The sequence below is a fragment of the Neorhizobium puerariae genome (genome assembly GCF_042429745.1).
Classification (GTDB): Bacteria; Pseudomonadota; Alphaproteobacteria; order Rhizobiales; family Rhizobiaceae; genus Neorhizobium; species Neorhizobium puerariae.
Genome location: NZ_JBHMAA010000024.1, coordinates 285734 through 306459, shown reverse-complemented (window position 1 = coordinate 306459; position 20726 = coordinate 285734). Strand labels below are relative to the sequence as shown.

Annotated in this window: 24 protein-coding genes; 23 read left to right on the top strand and 1 reads right to left on the bottom strand. The window is 66.6% G+C overall.

Annotated elements, in window-relative coordinates:
- Positions 1-78: 78 nt before the first annotated feature.
- From ACFFP0_RS21085 to ACFFP0_RS21020, 14 genes are all read left to right on the top strand, one after another.
- Complete coding sequence (locus ACFFP0_RS21085) at positions 79-402, top strand: DUF6107 family protein (protein ID WP_377264160.1); 324 nt, start codon at positions 79-81, stop codon at positions 400-402.
- A gap of 35 nt (positions 403-437) precedes the next feature.
- Entirely contained in the window at positions 438-1037 is a 600-nt protein-coding gene (locus ACFFP0_RS21080) for an HK97 family phage prohead protease (RefSeq protein ID WP_377264159.1), read from the top strand.
- A complete protein-coding gene (locus ACFFP0_RS21075) occupies positions 1027-2292 on the top strand; it encodes a phage major capsid protein (protein ID WP_377264158.1) in 1266 nt (421 codons plus the stop codon). Before ACFFP0_RS21080 ends, ACFFP0_RS21075 begins: the two co-directional genes overlap by 11 nt.
- Positions 2293-2400: 108 nt before the next feature.
- Positions 2401-2970: a head-tail connector protein gene (locus ACFFP0_RS21070; RefSeq protein ID WP_377264157.1), complete on the top strand. Its 570-nt coding sequence runs from the start codon at positions 2401-2403 to the stop codon at positions 2968-2970.
- Positions 2970-3302, top strand: a complete 333-nt coding sequence (locus tag ACFFP0_RS21065; protein ID WP_377264156.1) for a phage head closure protein — start codon at positions 2970-2972, stop codon at positions 3300-3302. Before ACFFP0_RS21070 ends, ACFFP0_RS21065 begins: the two co-directional genes overlap by 1 nt.
- A complete protein-coding gene (locus ACFFP0_RS21060; protein WP_377264155.1) occupies positions 3299-3697 on the top strand; it encodes a DUF3168 domain-containing protein in 399 nt (132 codons plus the stop codon). The genes ACFFP0_RS21065 and ACFFP0_RS21060 overlap by 4 nt, the downstream gene beginning before the upstream one ends.
- A 93-nt stretch (positions 3698-3790) precedes the next feature.
- Positions 3791-4198 carry a phage major tail protein, TP901-1 family gene (locus ACFFP0_RS21055; RefSeq protein ID WP_377264154.1) on the top strand — a complete coding sequence of 136 codons (408 nt, stop codon included), beginning with the start codon at positions 3791-3793 and terminating at the stop codon, positions 4196-4198.
- Positions 4198-4548, top strand: coding sequence for a gene transfer agent family protein (locus ACFFP0_RS21050; RefSeq protein ID WP_377264153.1), 351 nt, complete (start codon positions 4198-4200; stop codon positions 4546-4548). The genes ACFFP0_RS21055 and ACFFP0_RS21050 overlap by 1 nt, the downstream gene beginning before the upstream one ends.
- Positions 4545-4823 carry a rcc01693 family protein gene (locus tag ACFFP0_RS21045; RefSeq protein ID WP_377264152.1) on the top strand — a complete coding sequence of 93 codons (279 nt, stop codon included), beginning with the start codon at positions 4545-4547 and terminating at the stop codon, positions 4821-4823. Before ACFFP0_RS21050 ends, ACFFP0_RS21045 begins: the two co-directional genes overlap by 4 nt.
- Positions 4824-4854: 31 nt before the next feature.
- Positions 4855-5403 carry a phage tail tape measure protein gene (locus tag ACFFP0_RS21040; RefSeq protein ID WP_377264151.1) on the top strand — a complete coding sequence of 183 codons (549 nt, stop codon included), beginning with the start codon at positions 4855-4857 and terminating at the stop codon, positions 5401-5403.
- Between the two features lie 9 nt (positions 5404-5412).
- Positions 5413-6051, top strand: a complete 639-nt coding sequence (locus tag ACFFP0_RS21035; RefSeq protein WP_377264150.1) for a phage distal tail protein, Rcc01695 family — start codon at positions 5413-5415, stop codon at positions 6049-6051.
- Positions 6048-6923, top strand: a complete 876-nt coding sequence (locus tag ACFFP0_RS21030) for a phage/gene transfer agent baseplate hub protein (protein ID WP_377264149.1) — start codon at positions 6048-6050, stop codon at positions 6921-6923. Before ACFFP0_RS21035 ends, ACFFP0_RS21030 begins: the two co-directional genes overlap by 4 nt.
- Positions 6920-7363, top strand: a complete 444-nt coding sequence (locus ACFFP0_RS21025) for an NlpC/P60 family protein (protein ID WP_377264148.1) — start codon at positions 6920-6922, stop codon at positions 7361-7363. Before ACFFP0_RS21030 ends, ACFFP0_RS21025 begins: the two co-directional genes overlap by 4 nt.
- 328 nt (positions 7364-7691) lie before the next feature.
- Positions 7692-11498 (top strand): baseplate multidomain protein megatron, encoded by a 3807-nt coding sequence (locus ACFFP0_RS21020; protein WP_377264147.1) that lies wholly within the window; start codon positions 7692-7694, stop codon positions 11496-11498.
- A 71-nt stretch (positions 11499-11569) separates the two neighbouring features.
- Here the strand turns inward: ACFFP0_RS21020 and ACFFP0_RS21015 are convergent, their stop codons facing one another.
- Positions 11570-12415, bottom strand: a complete 846-nt coding sequence (locus ACFFP0_RS21015; RefSeq protein ID WP_377264146.1) for an SDR family oxidoreductase — start codon at positions 12413-12415, stop codon at positions 11570-11572.
- Positions 12416-12510: 95 nt separating this feature from the next.
- Between ACFFP0_RS21015 and ACFFP0_RS21010 the strand changes: the two genes are divergently transcribed.
- The 9 genes from ACFFP0_RS21010 (at position 12511) to ACFFP0_RS20970 (ending at position 20726) form a co-directional block, all read left to right on the top strand.
- The gene (locus tag ACFFP0_RS21010; protein WP_377264145.1) at positions 12511-13437 is read left to right on the top strand and encodes an AraC family transcriptional regulator; all 927 of its coding nucleotides are present in this window, start codon (positions 12511-12513) and stop codon (positions 13435-13437) included.
- 71 nt (positions 13438-13508) lie between these two features.
- Positions 13509-13721: a hypothetical protein gene (locus ACFFP0_RS21005; RefSeq protein ID WP_377264144.1), complete on the top strand. Its 213-nt coding sequence runs from the start codon at positions 13509-13511 to the stop codon at positions 13719-13721.
- Positions 13722-13838: 117 nt separating this feature from the next.
- Positions 13839-14105, top strand: a complete 267-nt coding sequence (locus ACFFP0_RS21000; protein ID WP_377264143.1) for a hypothetical protein — start codon at positions 13839-13841, stop codon at positions 14103-14105.
- Positions 14106-14154: 49 nt separating this feature from the next.
- Positions 14155-14826 (top strand): response regulator transcription factor, encoded by a 672-nt coding sequence (locus tag ACFFP0_RS20995; RefSeq protein WP_377264142.1) that lies wholly within the window; start codon positions 14155-14157, stop codon positions 14824-14826.
- Positions 14816-16240, top strand: coding sequence for an ATP-binding protein (locus ACFFP0_RS20990; protein ID WP_377264141.1), 1425 nt, complete (start codon positions 14816-14818; stop codon positions 16238-16240). Before ACFFP0_RS20995 ends, ACFFP0_RS20990 begins: the two co-directional genes overlap by 11 nt.
- A gap of 244 nt (positions 16241-16484) precedes the next feature.
- On the top strand, positions 16485-16952 hold the full coding sequence (locus ACFFP0_RS20985; protein WP_377264140.1) for an RT0821/Lpp0805 family surface protein: 468 nt from the start codon (positions 16485-16487) through the stop codon (positions 16950-16952).
- A 155-nt stretch (positions 16953-17107) separates the two neighbouring features.
- Positions 17108-18244 (top strand): c-type cytochrome biogenesis protein CcmI, encoded by a 1137-nt coding sequence (gene ccmI / locus ACFFP0_RS20980; protein ID WP_377264139.1) that lies wholly within the window; start codon positions 17108-17110, stop codon positions 18242-18244.
- On the top strand, positions 18241-18741 hold the full coding sequence (gene ccmE / locus ACFFP0_RS20975) for a cytochrome c maturation protein CcmE (protein WP_377264138.1): 501 nt from the start codon (positions 18241-18243) through the stop codon (positions 18739-18741). Before ccmI ends, ccmE begins: the two co-directional genes overlap by 4 nt.
- Positions 18738-20726 carry a heme lyase CcmF/NrfE family subunit gene (locus ACFFP0_RS20970; RefSeq protein ID WP_377264137.1) on the top strand — a complete coding sequence of 663 codons (1989 nt, stop codon included), beginning with the start codon at positions 18738-18740 and terminating at the stop codon, positions 20724-20726. The genes ccmE and ACFFP0_RS20970 overlap by 4 nt, the downstream gene beginning before the upstream one ends.

The window sequence follows — 20726 nt, the reverse complement described above, 5'->3', positions numbered from 1 at the left end:
CAAGCGTTTCTGAAGATTGACGAAAAGCGGCCGGGCGCCGCTGGTCTTGTCAGCAAATCCAAAAAAGAGGGATTGAAAATGTCTGACCTCGGAAGCGATCCGGGCGTCGGCATCGCCAAGGTGTTGGGCGCCATGGCGGGAGCGGGCGTCTCGCTGATCTACCTTTTGCCGAAGACCCGCCACGAGGCGGCGAGCCGGTTCCTGACCGGCGTGAGCTTCGGGCTGATCTTCGGCGGCCCGACCGGCCTCTGGCTGACGACAAGGCTCGGCATCGCCGGCACGCTTTCGGGCGCGGAGGTGATGCTGGCCGGTTCGGCCGCGGCCAGCCTCTCCGCCTGGTGGGTGCTCGGCATACTGGCCCGGCTGGCGGAGAGATACGGCTCCCGGCAAGGCCGCGGCTGAGCAGCCTCCATTCCAATCATCGCAGGAGAATGCCAATGCACGCTTATCGCGGGCCGCGCCCGCCTGTACGCCCGACCGCGCGCAAATTCGCCAATCTGGAACTTGCCGGCGTCGCCGGCGACGGGACTTTTTCCGGCTATGCCAGCGTCTTCGGCGAGGTCGACCTCGGCAAGGACACGATCGAGCGGGGCGCGTTCCGCAACTCGCTCACCGAACGCGGGGCGCCGGGCGTGCGCATGCTCTACCAGCACGATCCGAACGAACCGATCGGCGCCTGGAAGACGATCCGCGAGGATGCCCGCGGGCTTTATGTCGAAGGCGTCCTGTCGCCGGGCGTCGCCCGCGCCCGCGAGGTGCTGGCGCTGATGAAGAGCGGCGCGCTGGACGGGCTTTCGATCGGCTTCCGCACCGTCAAGGCCCGCACCGACGCCAGGACGGGCGTCCGGCGGATTCTCGAGGCCGATCTGTGGGAAATTTCCGTGGTGACCTTTCCGATGCTGCCTTCGGCGAGGGTTTCCAACGTCAAGCATGCGCGGTTCTTCCGGGACCGGGAGACCGAGCTCGTCCGCCAGATGCGGCGGGCGGCGAAGATGATGATGCAGTCAACCTTCAAAGGAAAACGATATGACGGATGAGACCAGGATGATGGCAGGCGTTGCGCCCGAGGTGAAGACCGTGCCCGAAACGGTGACGGCGGCCTTCGACGATTTCATGGAAGCCTTCGAGGCCTTCAGGGAGGTCAACGACCGCAGGCTCGGGGAGATCGAGCAGAAGCTGACGGCCGACGTCGTGACGCGCGACAAGGTGGACCGCATCAACCGCGCGATGGACGACCAGAAGAAGGTGCTCGACCAGCTCGTGCTGAAGAAGGCGCGGCCGCAGCTTGGCGGCGGCGGTGGCGAAATGTCTGCCGAGGTCATGGAGCACAAGGCCGCCTTCGACGCCTATGTCCGGCGCGGCGAGGAAGGAAGCCTGCGCGAGCTGGAGGCCAAGGCCTTCTCCGCCGGCACGGGGGCGGATGGCGGCTATCTGGTCCCGCCGCAGACGGATGCCGAGATCGGCCGCCGCGTCTCCGTGATCTCTCCGATGCGGGCGCTCTCGACCGTCCGCACCGTTTCCTCGGCCGTGCTGAAGAAACCGTTCGCGACGGCCGGGCTCTCGACCGGCTGGGTGGCCGAAACGGCGGCGCGGCCGCAGACCGGCACGCCGCAGCTTGCCGAGCTGTCCTTCCCGACCATGGAACTCTACGCCATGCCGGCGGCGACCCAGGCGCTGCTCGACGATTCGGCGGTCGATATCGAAGCCTGGATCGCCTCCGAGGTGGACATCGTCTTCGCCGAGCAGGAGGGCGACGCCTTCGTCCGCGGCGACGGCCTGAACAAGCCGAAGGGCTTCCTGTCCTATACGACCGTGGCGGAGGCCTCCTGGAGCTGGGGCAATATCGGCTACATCGCCACCGGCACCGGCGGCGGCTGGAAGGTCACGGGGCCGTCCGACACGCTGGTCGAGATCGTCTACACGCTGAAGGCCGGCCACCGCCAGAATGGCACGTTCATGATGAACCGCAGGACCCAGGGCGACATCCGCAAGTTCAAGGATGCCGACGGCAACTACCTCTGGCGCCCGCCGGCAAGCGCCGGCCAGCCGGCCTCGCTGATGGGCTATCCGATCGCCGAGGCCGAGGAGATGCCGGATGTCGGCGCCGGCTCGCTGTCGGTCGCCTTCGGCGACTTCCGCTCCGGCTATCTCGTCGTCGACCGGGCGGGCGTGCGCATCCTGCGCGATCCCTATTCGGCCAAGCCCTACGTGCTTTTCTACACCACCAAGCGCGTCGGCGGCGGCGTGCAGAATTTCGAGGCGATCAAGGTGGTGAAGTTTGCGGCAAGCTGATGCTGGCACGCGAACCAATAGCCAATAGCCAATGGGGGCGGCCGTTGGCCGCCTTTCCGCCCGGCTCGGTTCTATTCGCCAATTCCTGTTCGCCTCCAGAGGACCCCAATGACCTATGTCCAAACCATTCCGCCATCGGCGGAGCCGCTGACGCTTGCCGATGTCAAGGCGCATCTGCGTCTCGACGGGCCGGACGAGGACGCGCTGCTGGATTCGCTCATCAGCACCGCCCGGGAGCATCTGGAGCGGGAAATCGGGCTCTGCCTCCTCACGCAGGGCTGGCGGCTTTTTCTCGACCGCTGGCCGCGGGACGGCGTGATCCGCATCGCGAAGTCGCCGGTACAAGCGATTCATAACGTTACGGTTTACGACGCGGACGGGACCGCGCTTGAAGTTCCGCTGGAAGATCATCTGCTCGACGGCGAAGGCCGGCCGGCTCGGCTGTGGCTTAGGGCTCCGCCGGAGCCGGGCAGGGCGGTCAACGGCATCGAGATCGATTTCTCGGCGGGTTATGGCGAGGCCGGCACCGATGTGCCCGACACGCTGAAACGGGCCATGTCGATCCATGTCGGCCATATGTTCGCCTTCCGCGGCGCGATCTCCCCCGACCAGCAGCCGGCGGGCATTCCCGATGGCTACGAACGGTTGATCGCGCCCTTCCGGATTCGGAGGCTCTGATGGTCGTTTTCTTCGATCCCGGCCAGATGACGGCGCGGCTCGACCTCGAAGCGCCGGAGAGGGCGGCGGACGGACAGGGCGGCGCCGTCGTGAACTGGCAGGTGGCAGCCTCGCTCTGGGCGCGGATAGAACCCGTCTCCTTCCTGGTGACCGAAGAGGCCGCCGCCGAGCGCGGCACGATCACCCATCGCATCTGGATACGGTTCCGCGAGGACGTCGCGGCGGGCCAGCGGTTGCGCAAGGGCGCGCGGACATTCGCCGTGAAGCTGGTGCGCGACCCCGACGAGACCCGCCGCTATCTCGTCTGCCAATGCGAGGAGGAGGCCCGATGACGGCCGGGAACGCACTTCTGAAGGCGATCCACCAGCGGCTGTCCGGCGACGCGGCGCTCACCGCGATCGTCGGCGCGGACGGCATCCGCGACCGGCTTCCGCCACGGCCGAAGCTCCCCTGCGTGGCGTTCGGCGAGATGGAGACGCGGGACTATTCGACCTCGACGGAGGACGGCGAGGAGCATTTTCTGACGCTGGAAATCTGGTCCGGGGGCGACGGCCGGAGGGAGGCGCTGGAGATCGCGGGCATCGTCCATGCCCTGCTGCATGACGCGGCGCTGCCGCTGGAGGGGGCGGTGCTGGTGAGCCTCCTGCGGACGGGCCTGCGGACGAGGAGGGAGCCGAAGACGAAGTTCTATCTGGCCGAGATGCGTCTGAGGGCGGTGACGGAATAGGCTTGCGAAGGCCCGTTCTTCCCCCTCCGCGCCGGAGCCGTTCAATCCGGACGCCAATGCCGAAATCAGATTTAACCGGAAAGGATTTGGACCATGGTGGCGCAGAAGGGCAAGGACCTGCTGCTGAAGATCGACAACGGCGGCACGTTCCTGACGGTCGCCGGGCTGCGCTCGAAGCGGCTCGCCTTCAATGCGGAGACGGTCGACATCACCGACGCCGAGAGCGCCGGACGCTGGCGCGAACTTCTGGGCGGAGCCGGCGTGCAGAGGGCTTCGCTGACGGGCGCCGGCATCTTCAAGGACCAGGCGAGCGACGATCTGGTGCGGACGGCCTTCTTTGCCGGCAGCATCGTGAACTGGCAGGTCCTCATTCCCGCCTTCGGCACGGTTGCGGGGCCGTTCCAGGTCACGGCGCTGGAATATTCCGGCGAGCACAATGGCGAGATCCGCTTCGAACTGGCGCTGGAATCGGCCGGCAGCCTGACATTCGGAGCGCTGTGATGATCGCGGGCGGGCGGGCGAACCGCAGGCGCGGCGAGGTGGAGGCTGTGATCGATGGCGAGCGCCGCATCCTTTGCCTGACATTGGGGGCGCTGGCGGAGCTGGAGACCGCCTTCGCGGCCGGCGACCTCAACGGTCTGGCCGAGCGCTTTGCCTCCGGCCGGCTGAAGGCGGCGGACATGATCCGCGTCATCGGCGCCGGGCTGAGGGGCGGGGGCAACCTTTTCTCCGATGACGAGGTGGCCGCCATGAGCGTCGACGGAGGGATCGGCGGTTATGCGCGCATCGTCGGCGACCTGTTGGCCGCGACCTTCGGTCCCGAAGGGGAGGAACTGCCGGCAAACCCTTGAAAGCCGCAGCAGGCAGGCAAGCAGTTCCGGAACAAGCGCCAGGCGGTTTTTCGTCCGGAATTGCGGCCGGGGAGAAGACGGTTCGGGCAGAACCGTTTCCCTGGGAGGCGGCGATGCATGCCGGCTTCTGCCTGCTGCGGCTTCCGCCAAGGGATTTCTGGATGCTGACCCCCGTCGAATTCCTCGCCATGACCGGCGGCTTGCGGCCGCGGGGCGGGGCCATGGAGCGGGCGGGGCTGGAGGCGCTGATGAAGGCGTTTCCCGATGGGGCCTAGGCCCTCGGGGCGGGGAGACGGAGGGACGATCATGGAAGACGACGAGAACACATTCGCCGGCACGCTCTCCAGTGCCGAGGCGCTGTCCGGCGTGATGGCCGATCTGGAGAGCCGGTCGCAGCGCTTCGGCGCGGCGCTGACCGGAGCTTTGAGATCCGCCGCAAGCGGTGGAAAAGGGCTTGAGGACGTGTTGCGCGGCCTGGGCGGCCGGCTGAGCGATATCGCGCTCGCCGCCGGCCTGAAACCCCTGGAAAGTGCGCTCGGCAATGCCGTCAACGGGGTGATCGGCGGGCTGGCCGGATCGGTGACGGCCTTTGCCGATGGCGGCGTGGTGCGTTCCCCGAGCTTCTTTCCGATGGGCGGCGACATGGGCCTGATGGGTGAAGCGGGCGCGGAGGCGATCCTGCCGCTGAGGCGTGGACCGGACGGCGCGCTCGGAGTGGCCTCGACGGGCGGCGGGGCCGCGCCGCAGATCGTCTTCAACGTGACTGCGACCGACGCCGCAAGCTTCCGCAGGAGCGAGGGGCAGGTTTCCGCCATGCTGGCGCGCAGCGTCGCGCGCGGACGAAGAGGACTTTGAGGGGGTGCGATGAGCGGTTTTCACGAAGTGCGGTTTCCGCTGCGGCTGGCGCTCGGGGCAACCGGCGGGCCGGTGCGGCGCACGGATATCGTCAACCTGTCCAACGGGCGGGAGAGCCGCAACCAGCGCTGGCGGGATTCGCGGCGAAGCTATGACGCGGGCTCGGGGGTGAAATCGCTCGCCGATCTCTACGCCGTGCTGGAATTCTTCGAGGCGCGCGGCGGCCAGCTCCACGGCTTCCGGTTCCGTGATCCGGTCGACTGGACATCCTGCGGGCCGGGCGGGGCCGTTTCGGCATCCGACCAGGCGATCGGGATGGGCGACGGCATGAACGCAGCCTTCCAGCTCGTGAAGACCTATTCGGACAGCGCCGGGAGCTGGGTGCGGCGGATCGCCAAGCCCGTGGCGGGGACGGTCGCCGTTTCGGTGGATGGCGTGGCGAAGCCTGCCGGCTCATTCGTCGCAGACGCCGCGACGGGGATCGTCACGTTCCTGGCCGGGCACGTTCCGGCGGCGGGCGCGGTGGTGCATGCCGGTTTCGAGTTCGACGTGCCGGTGCGCTTCGATACGGACCGCATCGAGCTGAACCTTGCGCATTTCGATGCCGGACGCATTCCGGCCATTCCATTGACGGAGGTTCTCGCATGAGGGCGATACCGGCGGCGCTTGCCGCGCATCTCGCGAACGAGGCGACGACGACCTGCCACTGCTGGCGGGTGACGCGGCGCGACGGAGAAGTGCTCGGCTTTACCGAGCACGACCGCGATCTCGTCTTCGACGGCACGACATTCACGGCGGCAAGCGGCTTTTCCGCGAGCGAGGCGGAGGCTGCGGCGGGGCTTTCGGCAAGTGCCGACGAGGTGACGGGCGGGTTTTCCGGCGAGGCGATCAGTGAGGAGGACCTCGCGGCCGGGCGTTACGACGGCGCGCGCGTCGAACTCCTCCTGGTGAACTGGGCAATGCCGGAACAGCATATGCCGCTGAACGTTCGCGAGATCGGCGAGGTCTCGCGCGCCGGCGGGCAGTTCCGGGCCGAGCTGCGCAGCCTCGCGCATCGGCTGAACCAGCCGCAGGGGCGGGTTTACGGCCGCCGCTGCGATGCGAGCCTGGGCGATGCGCGCTGCGGCGTCGACCTGTCCATCTGGCGCGGCGAAGGCATGGTCGTCGAGATGCGCGATGCGAGCCGGATCACGGTATCGGGCCTTGGCGGGTTCGAAAGCGGGTTCTTCCGGCAGGGCATGTTGACGTTGTCGAACGGCGTGACGGCGGATGTCGACGTCCACGAGAGGGTGGCGGATGGTTCGGCGGAGCTGACCTTCTGGCTGCCGCTGCAGGAGCCGGTTGCGGTGGGCGATGCGTTCACGGTCACGGCGGGCTGCGACAAGTCTTTCGCGACCTGCAGGGCGCGTTTTGCGAACCATCTGAACTTCCGCGGCTTTCCGCATGTTCCGGGTGCCGATTTCGCCTATTCCTACGCGGATGGGGAGCGGGTCCATGACGGCGGTCCGATCTTCGAATGAGTGCGATGGGCGACAGGGTCGTTGCGCTGGCGGAAGGATGGATCGGCACGCCCTACCGGCATCAGGGGGCGGCGAGGGGCATCGGCTGCGATTGCATCGGGCTGATCCGCGGCATCTGGGGAGAGCTTTACGGCGATGAGCCCGGGCCGGTGCCGGCTTACGCGCCCGACTGGGCGGAACGGAGCGGCGAGGACCGGTTGCTGGACGCGGCGCGCCGGCTCTTCGGCGGGCCGCTGCCGATCGGCGAAGCGGAGCCCGGCGACCTGCTGCTGTTCCGCTGGCGGCCCGATTGCGCCGCCAAGCATGCGGGCATTCTCGTCAGGCCGCGGCATTTCATCCATGCCTATGAGCAATCGGCCGTGACGCGCTCGGCGCTCGTGCCTTCATGGAAGAGGAAAATCGCGGCGGTGCACCGGTTTCCCGATGTAAGTGGAGATTGAAAAAATGTGCGAACTCGCATATTTTCATGAAATGGTGAGCGAGGCTGCAACCCCGCTCACCGTGGACTTACCTTTTGAATACGGCCCGGACGGCTATAGACCAGCCCGTCCGGGTTATCCGCAAGGTAAGTGTAATGCTAATCGGCACAAGCCTCGTCGCATCACCTCCATGTTCCAGAGCAAGGCCTTTGCCTAGGCCGGTGGGGCCTATCCTCACCGGCACGCCGGCTGGCGCGGCGCTTGCTGCTTCTGCTCTCGAACGTCCCAACGCTATCACAATCTGAACGCGCATCCAGTGGCATTTGCCGGATAGCCGCGAGGTATTTCCATGGCCACTATCCTTTTCCAGGCGGCGGGCGCGGCACTCGGCGGCGTTTTCGGCCCTTTCGGCGCGATTGTCGGGCGGGCGGCGGGTGCGCTGGCCGGCGGCATGGTCGATCGCGCGCTGATCAATGCCGGTACGACGATCTCCGGGCCGCGGCTTGCGACCGCACGCATTCCGGGTGCGGACGAGGGGACGGCGGTCAACCGCCTTTATGGCACGGCGCGGATCGGCGGCACGCTGATCTGGGCGACCCGCTTCGAGGAGGAGGTGACGCGCGAGCGTTCCGGCGGCAAGGCGACAGGGCCGCGCGTCGAGACATTCCGTTATTTCGCCAACCTGGCGGTCGGTCTCTGCGAAGGGCCGGTCGCAGGCGTGCGGCGCGTCTGGGCCGACGGTCGCGAACTCGACCTGACGGCGCTCGAGATGCGCGTCCATCGCGGCGACGAGGACCAGCTGCCCGATCCGCTGATCGAGGCGAAACAGGGCGAAGGCAATGCGCCGGCCTATCGCGGGTTGGCCTATGCGGTCTTCGAGCGGTTGCCGCTCGATACGTTCGGCAATCGCATTCCGCTCCTGCAGTTCGAGGTGCTGCGGCCGGTGGGCCGGCTGGAACAGCAGATCCGCGCGGTGACGATCATCCCCGGCGCGACCGAGCACGGTTATGCGACCGCGCCGGTGACCGAGAAGACCGCCGAAGGCAGCGCCCGCATCCTCAACCGCAATGTGCTGACGGCCGGGACGGACTGGCAGGCCTCGCTGGACGAACTCCAGGCGCTCTGCCCGAACCTCGGGCGCGTGGCGCTGGTGGTGTCGTGGTTCGGGACCGATCTCAGGGCGGGGCATTGCCGGATCGTGCCGGGCGTGGAGGTGGCCGCGCGGCGGGAGGAGAGCGTTGCATGGTCGGTCGCGGGCATGTCGCGGGCCGAGGCGCATCCGGTGAGCCGGAACGGCGGCCCGGCTTTCGGCGGGACGCCCGGCGATGCAAGCGTGCTGCAGGCGATCGCCGATCTCAAGGCGCGGGGCCTGAAGGTCTATCTCTACCCCTTCCTGATGATGGACATTCCACCCGGCAGCGGCCTGCCCGACCCCTATGGCGGCGCCGGGCAGGCGGCCTATCCGTGGCGCGGCCGGATCACCTGTTTTCCGGCTCCGGGTCGGGAGGGAAGCACGGACGGGACGGCGGCTGCGCGGATGCAGGTGGACGCATTTGCAAACGGCGCGGAGGGATACCGCCGCATGGTGCTGCACTATGCGGATCTGGCCGCCGCAGCCGGCGGCGTCGACGGTTTCATCATCGGTTCGGAACTGCGCGGCCTGACGCAATTGCGCGACGAGACCGGTGCCTTTCCCTTCGTGCAAGCGCTGGCGGGCCTGGCCGCGGACGTGCGGGCAGTCGTCGGCGCGGCGACAAGGCTCACCTACGCCGCCGACTGGAGCGAATATTTCGGCCATCATCCCGAGGACGGTTCCGGCGACGTATTCTTCCACCTCGATCCGCTCTGGGCCTCGCCGGATATCGACGCGGTGGGCATCGACAACTACATGCCGCTGGCCGACTGGCGGGACGAAGACCTGTCTGCGGAAAATCCCGATGGTTTCAGGCTGGCGGACGATGCCGGGGCGATGGCGGGGCAGATCGCGTCGGGCGAGGGTTTCGACTGGTACTACGCAAGCGCGGCGGACCGGCGGAACCGGCTGCGCTCGCCGATCACGGACGGATCGGCCGGCAAGCCCTGGGTCTTCCGCTACAAGGACCTGTTCGGCTGGTGGTCGAACCGCCACTACGACCGGGCAGGCGGAGTGGAGAAGACATCGCCCACCGCCTGGACACCGGGGATGAAGCCGGTCTGGTTTACCGAACTCGGTTGCCCGGCCGTCGACAAGGGCGCCAACCAGCCGAATGTCTTCATCGATCCGAAATCGGCGGAAAGCGCGGCACCCTATTTTTCCGGCGGCGGTCGCTCCGACAGCATGCAGCGGCGGTTTCTGGAGGCCCATCACGGCTGGTGGCAGGGCGCGGACGCCCCGGCGGGCATGGTGGATTCCCGCCATGTCTTCGTCTGGACCTGGGATGCCCGCCCCGCGCCCGCCTTTCCCGAAGACCTGTCGGTCTGGAGTGACGGAGGCAACTGGCGCACCGGCCACTGGCTGAACGGGCGTCTTGGCGGCGCGACGCTTGCGGATACGATCGCGGCGATCCTCACGGAACACGGGTTCGGGGATTTCGACGTCTCGGATGTGGGCGGCGACCTGACCGGCTATGTGCAGGGCGAGGTGACCTCTGCCCGCGCTCTCCTGGAGCCGCTGCTCGACGTGTTCCAGGTGGATGTCGCGGAAGACGGAGGACGGTTGCGCTTCCGGTCGCGGCTGAAGGCGAGCATGGCGCCGAGGGAGGTCTCGGTGGTCGCCGATAGCGACGGCGAGCCGCTCTGGTCGGAACATCGCGGCCACGACAGCGATTTCGCGGCCGAAGCGGTGCTGACCTCGTACGATCCCCGGCTCGACTATGAGCAGGCGAGCGTCCGGTCCCGGCGGGCGCGGGCGGAAAGCCGGCGGACGTTGAGCCACGACCTGCCGGCCGTATTGCCGGGGGAGACGGCTCTCGGCGCGGTGGAGACTTTGCTGCGCACCCAGCGGATCGGACGAAGGACGGTGACGTTCGCACTCTCTCCGGCGGATATCGCCGTGGAGCCGGGCGATGCGATCCGGCTCTCCCTGCCGAATGGCGGCGGGCCAGACGGGATATTTGTCGTCGAGCGGATCGAAGAGGGCGCGGCGCGGCGGATCGAGGCGCGGCATTACGCGGCCCTGCCTTCATCGAACTATGCCGGCGAACTGGAGCGCAGGAGCGGTAGCGGAACGGTTTCGGATGCTTTCGCGCCGGTCGTGCATTTCCTCGACCTGCCGCGCTTCTCCGCCGGCGATGCGACGGGCTTCGCGCGCGTCGCCGGTTTCTGCAGGCCGTGGCGGCGCATGGCGCTCTCCTCGTCGGCCGGGACCGAAGGATATCGCGCCCGCACGGTCCTCGACCGGCCGGCGAAGGTAGGCGTCCTGGCGGCACCGCTTGCCGGCGGCATCACGGGGCGTTTCGATCACGGAAGCGTAGTCGAGGTCGAGCTTTTCTTCGGCGGGTTGTCTTCCGCTGCCGAACTGGCCGTCCTGAATGGCGAAAACCGCATCGCGGTGAAGGCCGGAAACGGCGCCTGGGAGATCATCGGCTTTGCGAATGCGGAAGAGGTGGCGCCGAACCGCTGGCGGCTCGCGAACCTGCTGCGCGGCCTTGCGGGTACGGAAGACGCGATGCTCGCCGGCGCCCCCGGCGGGGCGGCGGTCGTGGTCCTCGACGAGGCGGTGGTGCCGGTGGGACTGGCTGCGGAAGAACGCGGCCTCGCGATGAACTGGCTGATCGAAAGCCTGGGGCAGGCCGGCGGCCGTTCGGGCCCGCATGTTTTCGCGGGAGGCACGCGGGCCGAAACACCGCTGGCGCCCGTCCATATCCGGGGGGAACGGCAGCCGGCCGGCGACGCCCGCTTCACCTGGGTCCGGCGAGGCAGGATCGAGGCCGATGGCTGGGAGGGCGCGGACATTCCGCTGGACGAAGCGGGGGAGCGCTATCGTGTCGAGTTCCTCGATGGCCCGGTCGTCAGGCGCGCCGTCGAGGTGACCGAGCCCGCTTTCCTTTATCCGGCTGCCGACGAGATCGCCGATTTCGGCTCGATCCAGGCAAGCCTCTCCCTGCGCATCCGGCAGATGGGACGCGGCGTGCCGCTTGGCATTCCCGCGGACGCGGCGATCGAACTGGCCGTCTGACCGGCCGCCCTCCGGTTGGGAAGCCGCGGTCATGGCGGCTCCCGCTGACATGGCCCAGATCCGGGGCGGGGTTACTTCGCCATGTCGCGCCAGGCACTCTGGCCTACCAGCCGGCTCATCCCGGCAAGATACTGGTCTTCCGAGGTCGACCAGCGAAGCCGCGCATATTCCTCGACATCCGGCCCGACCACGTAACGCAGGCGGCGGGAAGGTTCGGTCGCGGCGGCATGGATCGCCTTGACGACCGATTGTTCCTCGGTCGATGCAAAAGGATAGTTCATCATCGACTGGAGGGCGTGGTCGAAATAGGCCTTGTACCCGTCGGGCACGGAGGCGGCCTGTGAGGCCGCCATGCCGGTGGCGGTGAAGTTCGTGTTTCGCATGGCGCCCGGTTCGATCAGCTTTATCCCGATGTTCTGCGATTCCAGCTCGTAGGACAGCGATTCGGAGAGGCCTTCGATTGCGTGCTTCGAGGCCACGTAGGCCGAAAGCAGCGGGACGGCGACAAGGCCCACGGCGGAACTGACGTTGACGATCGTGCCTCCGCCTCGGCGGCGCAGATGCGGCAGCGCCGCCTGCATGACATTCACCGTACCGAACACATTGGTCTCGAATATCCGGCGGAAGGCGTCGTCCGGCGTCGCCTCGAAGATCGAGAGCATCGTTATGCCGGCATTGTTGACGACCACGTCGAGGCCGCCGAAGCGCTCCACGCCGGCTGCGATTGCGGCATCGACGCTCGCGCGGTCGGATACGTCGAGGGCGTGTACGAGGACCCGGTCGGGATAACCGTCGGCGATATCCGGTTCCGGCTTTCGCATGGTGGCGACGACATTCCAGCCCTGGGCGGCGAAATGACGGGCGGTCATCCTGCCGAGGCCCGATGAGCAGCCGGTGATGAGAACAGTCTTGGTCATGGGATAGTGGCTCCATTTGCTGATAGGCACGATCTATCCCGGCGCAACGAAACGTTCTATAATGGATTGTCTGTTATTCATTATGGATCGTCTCAATGGATGCTTTAACCGATGTCATCGGGCTGCTGCGCCCAGGCACCGTGCTGCTCGGCAGCATGTCCGGTTTGGGAGACTGGGGTGTCGAGGTGCCTGAACAGCCGGGACCGACATTCTATTTCATCACCGAGGGGCGGTGCTGGTTCAAGGCTGGGGAGGGGGATCTGATCGAGCTGCATGAGGGCGATTACATCCTCTCCGTCAGGCCGATGAATGATCGGTTTCTCAGCGGGCCGGAAATGGAGACGGTCCTGTCGGACGAAGCCTTCAAGGCCCGCCATTCCGTCGATGGCGAGATACGGCTGGGTGATCCGGGCAGCGGGCCGCTGACGCGGATTCTGGGCGGTCTCGTCCGGTGCGACCCGGCCAATGCCGATCTGCTGATCGGGCTGCTGCCGCGTTTCGTGCATGTGCCGGCATCGGAACCGGGAGGCGCGCGATTGCGCACGCTCGTTTCGATCGTCCGGGAAGAGGCGGAGGACACCCGGCCCGGCCGGGACGCGATCCTCTGCCGCCTGATCGAGGTGATGCTGATCGAGACCCTGCGGCGCGAGTCGGCGTTTTGTTCGTCGCATGCGGGCCTGCTCGGCGGGCTTGCGCACCCCCAGCTCGCGCAGGCGCTTGCTCATGTCCATGCCGATGTTGCCCGCGGCTGGACGGTTGACGAGCTGGCGCGGCGGGTCGGCATGTCGCGCTCGGTCTTCGCACGCCGGTTCTCCGAGGCCGTGGGGCTCGCGCCGGTCGAATACCTGCTGAACTGGCGCATGGCCCTTGCCAAGGATGCGCTTCTGCGCGGCGGCCAGTCGCTTGAGGAAATCGCGGAACGTATCGGCTACAAGTCGGCGAGCGCGTTCAGCACCGCTTTCAGCCGTAGGATCGGCTGCCCTCCCAGCGAATACGCCTCCGCCTCCCGCGGCTCACGTTGATCCCGACCGGTCCCTGCCGCCGCCCTTCTTCGATATCTGCAACCCGAACAATCAAAAATGGAGACGAGAGCATGGACGGCATGAAGGAATGGTATCAGTCGAAAACGGTCTGGGGTGCGCTGGTCGCGGTCGGCGCATCGCTTCTGCAGATCGCCGGAATCGAGCTTGGCCCGGATATGCAGGCGGATCTCGCCGATATCGCAGTGACGCTCGCGGGTGCGGCCGGCGGTCTCCTTGCAATCTACGGACGGATATCGGCCGATGCTGGAATCAGGGGAAAATAGGCGCCTGAAGGAAAGCATTACGGACCATTCATTTGCCATTCAGCCGCCTTTGGCTACATATTTCACCACATGCCTTGGACATGAATCCTGTTTGTCTTGTGAGTGGAAATTGTAATCATGGCGCGACTGCCGATCATCGCGATACTGGCCGCCGGCATTGCCGGGTTTCCCGGCCTGCAGCCGGAAAAGGCCTCTGCGCGTGATTACCTTCTGCTCGTTGCGGGCGATTGCGGGTCGGCGGCGTCTCGCGTCTTGCGGGAAACCGGCGGCCAGCTTCTTTCCGCCCAGCCCTCTTCCGACGGCCAGACCTGTATCGTGACGGTACTCGTCCAGGGCAGCGGCAGCGAAAGACCGCGCAAGGTGACCGTAAGGGTTCCGATGTAGGCGCATCCTGCGCCGATATCGGCGGGGCATATGATTCGAGGGGCGGTGCATGCGCATTCTGGTGGTCGAAGACGACGTCAATCTCAACCGGCAGCTTTCCGATGCCTTGAAGGAGGCCGGTTACGTGGTCGACCAGGCGTTCGACGGCGAGGAGGGGCATTATCTCGGCGATACCGAACCCTATGATGCCGTGATCCTCGATATCGGCCTGCCGGCCATGGACGGCATAACCGTGGTCGAGAAGTGGCGTGCGGAAGGCAAGGGCATGCCCGTGCTGATGCTGACCGCCCGCGACCGCTGGAGCGACAAGGTGGCCGGCATCGATGCCGGCGCCGACGATTATGTCGCGAAACCCTTCCATGTGGAGGAGGTGCTGGCGCGCGTCCGCGCACTGATTCGCCGCGCCGCCGGGCATTCCTCTTCCGAGATCGTGTGCGGGCCGGTGCGGCTCGACACCAAGGCGTCCAAGGCAAGCGTCGACGGTGTGGCGCTCAAGCTCACCTCGCATGAATTCCGGCTGCTCTCCTACCTGATGCACCATATGGGCCAGGTCGTTTCGCGTACAGAGCTTGTGGAGCATATGTATGACCAGGATTTCGACCGCGATTCCAATACGATCGAGGTTTTCGTGGGCCGGCTTCGCAAGAAGCTCGGCGTCGATCTCATCGAAACGGTCCGCGGCCTCGGCTACAGGATGCAAGCCCCGACAGATGCGCATTAGGCTTCGCCCCATCGGACCAAGGTCGCTGACGGCACGCGTGCTGCTTCTCGCCACGGCCTGGTCCGCGCTGGCGCTGGTGGTGATCTCGATCGTCATCTCGCAGCTCTACCGGCAATCGGCGGAGCGCGCCTTCACCGATCTCCTGCGCGCCCAGCTCTACAACGTGATCAATTCGATCACGATCGGCGACGACAACCAGCTTTCCGGCAGCCCGCAGCTCGGCGACCTGCGCTTCTCGCAGCCCGAAACCGGCTGGTACTGGATCATCGAGCCGCTCGGCACGTTTGCGGCCAGACCGCTCTCCTCGTCGTCGCTCGGCACGTCGAACATCAGCGTGCCCTCGATTCTCGCCGTGCCTTTCAACAACCGCTACGAGCGCTTCTATCCCGCCACCGACGCGTTCGGGAACCACGTTCTCGTTGCGGAAACCGAGGTCGTGCTTGATGGCGAAGGCCGGGCGGCGCGCTTCCGGGTGTCCGGCAATCTGGGCGTGGTGGAGGAGGACATCCAGGCTTTCTCCCGCAATCTCTATATCGCGCTTGCCGTCTTCGGCTTCGGCAGCCTCGTGGTGAACGGTCTCGCCATTCTCTACGGCCTGCAGCCGCTGGACGGCGCCCGCCGCGCGCTCGAAGGGGTCAGGCGGGGCGAGGCGGAGCGGCTGGAAGGCGAGTTCCCGCGCGAGATCATGCCGCTCGCAAACGACATCAACGCCTTGATCGAAAGCAATCGCCGCATCGTCGAGCGGGCGCGCATGCAGGTCGGCAACCTCGCCCATTCGCTGAAGACGCCGATCGCGGTGCTGCTCAACGAATCGCGGATGCTGGACAAGGTCCAGTCCGACCTGGTGCGTTCGCAGGCGGAAGCCATGCAGGCCCAGGTGCAGTCCTACCTCAACCGCGCGCGCATCGCCGCGCAGCGCGAATCCCTGCTGGCGCGCACGGATGTGGAGCCGGTGCTGGAGCGGCTGGTGCGCGTCATGCGCCGTCTCAACCCGGAAAAGGAATTCCATCTCTCCGTTTTCCCGCCCGGCGTGGCGCTGGCCATGGAACAGCAGGACGTCGAGGAGACGGTCGGCAACTTGCTCGAAAACGCAGCCCGCTTCTGCAAGACGGGCGTCTGGATCACCGCGACGCCGACATCGGGGCCGCAGACCGCGGATGGCGATTCCGCGCGGCGCCAATGGGTGGAGATGGCCGTCGAGGACGACGGGCCGGGCCTTGAGCCGGACCAGATTCGCGAGGCGATGAAGCGTGGCCGGCGGCTCGACGAGAGCAAGCCGGGGGCAGGCCTCGGCCTGTCGATCGTGCAGGAGATCGCCGGCGAATATCAGGGTACGTTCGAACTGTCGCGCGGTACGCGCGGCGGATTGAGAGCCCAGCTTCTTCTGCCCGGCCTGACCAGGGATGCGGCATGACGGCGGCAGGTGCACGAAGCGCTGTCAGGGCAGGCAATCCATGTGTCCGCGGGGCAACACCCGGCCGATCCATGCCGGCGGTTCATGGACGAATAGATCGCCTGCTATATCTTTCCGTCGGAAGAAGCATCATTACAGTCTGCTGATATGCGAGGAATGAACGATCTCTGGATTCATGAATTTTCCCAGTAGCGCCATAATGATGCCATGCCGGGACGGGAGCAGTCTCGGCAGAGACAGCCGAATGAAGACGAAACGCGACCCGATTCCCGACGAGATGCGATCCCTGAACCTTCGAAATGCCGTTTCACTGCTTGTCGTCGCCGGTGTCCTCGCCGGTTGCGGCACGTCGTCGCGCGGCGGCACGGGTGGGCCGCGCAGTCTTCTTTCGCCGAAGCCTGCCGCATCCACCTCGTATATTTCCGAGTTGCAGGGCGGTATCGTCGGGCGCACCGGAGTGACGCTTTCGGCAAGCGACCGCTCACGGGCGCTGGAGGCGGAGTACCGGGCCCTGGAGGAAGCGGCCGTCGGCCAGACCATTCCCTGGAAGGGCGACGATGCAAGTGGTCAGGTCGTGGTCAACGCCCCCTATCAGGTGGGAACGCAGAACTGCCGCCAGTACCGGCACACGGTGACGGCCGGCGGGCGCGAGGCGACGGCGCGCGGCGCCGCATGCCGGAATTCCGACGGGACGTGGACGCCGCTGACCTGAAAGGCCTCCGCTTCGGCCGCACTTTGACCCAGGTCATGGAAGCCGGAGCGCCAGCGCTCCATATACCTGCCTAAACTTGCGGCGAAACGCCTCAAATTTGCGTCAACGCGGGCTCCACGGTTGGAAAGCACGCCTCGTTGCAGTAATGGGCCATTATGGTTTTATGGATCGTCCTCGCGCTTCTGACCGCGGCTGTCGCTGCTGCCCTGATCATGCCTTTCGCCCGTGGGGGCCAGGCGGGGTCTCCCGACCGCGCCGGTGAGGTGGAAGTCTATCGCGACCAGTTGAAGGAACTGGAGCGTGACCGCGCCCAGGGCCTCATCGGACCGCAGGAGGCTGAATACGCCAAGGCCGAGATCGGCCGCCGCCTGATCGCCGCCGCGGGGGCGGACGAAGGCAGGCCGCCTGCCGAGCCGCAAGCGCGGAGATATGCGCTGGTGACCTCTCTGGTGACGCTGCTGCCGCCGGTCGTCGGCCTCTGTCTTTACATCGCGCTGGGCAGCCCGGGCCTGCCGGACCAGCCGCTCGAGGCGCGTCTTGCCAATCCCGGCAACAACGTCGCCCTGCTCGTCGCCAAGGCGGAGCGGCATCTGGCGCAGAACCCCAATGACGGCGCCGGCTGGGATCTGCTTGCGCCCATCTATTTCCGTTCCATGCGGCTCGGCGATGCCGAAATGGCCTATCGCAACGCGATCCGCCTTCTTGGCCCCAACGCGCTCCGGCTGGCCGGTCTCGGCGAAACCCTCGTTGCCTCCAACGACGGGATCGTGACCGAGGATGCGCGCGCCGCCTTCGAAGAGGCGGTGAAGCTCGATCCCGGCAATCCACGCTCGCGCTTCTATGTCGGCCTCGGCCTGGAGCAGGCCGGCCGCGCGGCGGAGGCGCGGGCGATCTTCGAAGGGATCGCCAGGGATTCGCCGGCCGGCGCGCCCTGGATGCAGCTCGTCAACGAGCATATCGCCAAGAACGGCGGCGCGGGTGTTCCGGGCGGGGAGACAGCCCGCGCCCCCGGCAACCCGACGCAGGAAGACATGGCGGCGGCCGGGGCCTTGTCGCAGGGCGACCGGCAGGCGATGATCCGCGGCATGGTGGACAGCCTTGCGGAGAAGCTGAAGGAAGACCCCGACAACCTCGAAGGCTGGCTCAGGCTGGTGCGCTCCTATTCCGTGCTGGGAGAGAAGGAAAAGGCTGCGGAGGCCCTGAAGGACGGGCTGAAGCAGTTCCCGTCCTCCGGTGAACTGGTTGCGCTGGCCAACGAGATGGGGCTGACCGTCGAAGGAGTGACCCAATGACGCGCAAACAGAAACGGCTTGCGGTGATCGCCGGCGGCATGAGCTTCATCCTCGTCGCGGTGCTGCTGGTCATGTTCGCCTTCAGCCAGTCGGTCGCCTATTTCTTCATGCCGGCCGACCTCGCCAAGGCGGACGTCAAGCCCGGCACGCGCATCAGGCTCGGCGGGCTGGTGGCGGAAGGTTCCCTGAAGCGCGGCCAGGGTTCGACGGTGAGCTTCACGGTGACCGACGGCACGGGCGATGTGCCCGTGACCTACACGGGCATCCTGCCGGACCTGTTCCGCGAGGGGCAGGGCGTGGTTACCGAAGGCGCGTTCGACGCCGCGTCGCACGGTTTCGTGGCCGACAGCGTGCTTGCCAAGCACGACGAGAATTACATGCCGAAGGAGGTCGCAGACCGGCTGAAGAAGGAAGGCGTGTGGGAGGACGGCAAGGGCGGCGGCCAGGGCAGCGGCCAGGCGGCCGTCAAGCAGCCGGCCGGGGAGGCGACCCGATGATCATCGAGATCGGCCATTATGCGCTGGTTCTGGCGCTTGCCACCGCGCTGATCGTTTCGGTCCTGCCGGTCATCGGCGCGCGACGTGGCGACGCGGCCATGATGGCGCTCGGCACCACCGGGGCGCTCGTGACGTTCGCGCTGGTTTCCTTGTCCTTCGGAGTGCTGACCTGGGCCTATGTGGTTTCGGACTTCTCGGTGCGCAACGTCTGGGAGAATTCCCATTCGCTGATGCCGCTGATCTACAAATATTCCGGCGTGTGGGGCAATCACGAGGGCTCCATGCTGCTCTGGCTGCTGATCCTCGTCTTCTTCAGCGCGCTGGTGGCGGTTTTCGGCCGGAACCTGCCGGATACGCTGAAGGCCAACGTCCTGGCCGTGCAGGCCTGGATCTCGACCGCCTTCCTGCTCTTCATCCTGCTCACCTCCAATCCGTTCCTGCGGCTCGATCCGGCGCCGGCGGAAGGACAGGACCTCAACCCGGTGCTGCAGGATTTCGGCCTCGCCGTGCACCCGCCGCTGCTGTATCTCGGTTATGTCGGCTTCTCCGTCTGCTTCTCGTTCGCCGTGGCGGCTCTGATGGAAGGGCGCATCGACGCCGCCTGGGCGCGCTGGGTGCGGCCGTGGACGCTTGCCGCCTGGACGTTCCTGACGGCCGGCATCGCCATGGGGTCCTACTGGGCCTATTACGAGCTCGGCTGGGGCGGCTGGTGGTTCTGGGACCCGGTCGAAAACGCCTCCTTCATGCCCTGGCTTGCGGGCACGGCGCTGCTTCACTCGGCGCTGGTGATGGAAAAGCGCGAGGCGCTGAAGATCTGGACCGTGCTGCTTGCGATCATGACCTTCTCCCTTTCGCTGCTCGGCACGTTCCTGGTGCGGTCCGGCGTGCTGACCTCCGTACACGCATTCGCGACAGACCCGACGCGCGGCATCTTCATCCTCTGCATCCTGGCGCTCTTCATCGGCGGGGCCTTCGTGCTGTTTGCCTGGCGGGCGCCGATGCTGAAGGCGGGCGGGCTGTTCGCGCCCATCTCGCGCGAAGGCTCGCTGGTCCTGAACAACCTGATCCTGACGGTCGGCACGGCGACGGTTCTGACCGGCACGCTCTACCCGCTGGTCCTCGAAACGCTGACCGGCGAGAAGATCTCCGTCGGGGCGCCCTTCTTCAACATGACCTTCGGGCTGCTGATGCTGCCGCTTCTTGTCGCCATGCCTTTCGGGCCGATGCTCGCGTGGAAACGGGGCGATCTGCTCGGCGCCCTGCAGAGGCTCTACGTCTTCGCGGCCCTTTCGCTGCTCGCCGGGCTTGGCTTCTACTACGCCCACAATGGCGGGCCGGTGATGGCGATCTTCGGGCTCGCGCTCGGTTTCTGGGGCATGTTCGGCGCGCTCGCCGATCTCTGGTATCGCGGTAATTTCGCCAAGGTGGGGTTTTCGGTCGGGCTCAAGCGGCTTGCCGGCCTGCCGCGTTCCGTCTTCGGCACGGCGATCGCCCATTTCGGTCTCGGCGTGACGGTGCTCGGCATCTTCGCCGCCTCCGTTTTCGGAACCGAGACGGTGGTGGAGATGAAGCCGCGCGCGTCCGTGGACGTCGGCGGTTATTCCCTGACCTTCGACGGCATGCGCGAGGCGGTCGGCCCGAACTATACCGAGGAGCGGGGGCATTTCACTGTGGGCCGCGGCGGAGTGGCCGTGGCGGACGTCTGGTCGTCCAAGCGTCTCTATACGGCCCGGCGCATGCCCACGACGGAAGCGGGCATCCTCACTTTCGGGCTGAGCCAGCTTTACGTGTCGCTCGGCGATCCGATGGAAGGCGGCGGCATCGTCGTGCGCATCTGGTGGAAGCCGTTCATCCTCTGCATCTGGGGCGGTTGCCTCGTCATGATGTTCGGAGGTTTCGTATCGCTGTCGGATCGGCGGCTGCGCGTCGGCGCACCGAGCCGGAAGGCGAAACCGGTCAAGACACGGCTGGAGGCGGCGGAATGA